Consider the following 328-nt stretch of genomic DNA (forward strand, 5'->3'; position numbering starts at 1 on the left):
AGTGGATCGGTGGCGGCCAGTGAGCGAGCTGGATTTATCCGGCTGCTTGATCGTATGGAAAATGTTGATGTGCTGATTGTCACTAAACTGGACCGTCTGGGACGTAATGCGATGGATATCAGAAAAACGGTGGAGCAACTGGCGGCATTAGACATTCGTGTTCACTGCTTGGCTCTTGGGGGCGTCGATCTTACTAGCCCAGCGGGAAAAATGACCATGCAGGTGATTTCAGCGGTGGCAGAGTTCGAACGTGACTTGCTTCTTGAACGCACACATTCGGGTATTGCCCGGGCAAAGGCAGCAGGAAAACGCTTCGGGCGTCCGCCCG

Annotated in this window: 1 protein-coding gene; it reads left to right on the plus strand. The window is 54.0% G+C overall.

Annotation, left to right across the window (positions count from 1 at the left end; genetic code table 11):
* Positions 1-328, plus strand: a 328-nt coding sequence (locus tag AEP37_RS24120) for a recombinase family protein (protein WP_049615712.1), incomplete at both ends; no start/stop codon positions are given.

The sequence above is a fragment of the Yersinia pekkanenii genome (genome assembly GCF_001152565.1).
Lineage (GTDB): Bacteria > Pseudomonadota > Gammaproteobacteria > Enterobacterales > Enterobacteriaceae > Yersinia > Yersinia pekkanenii.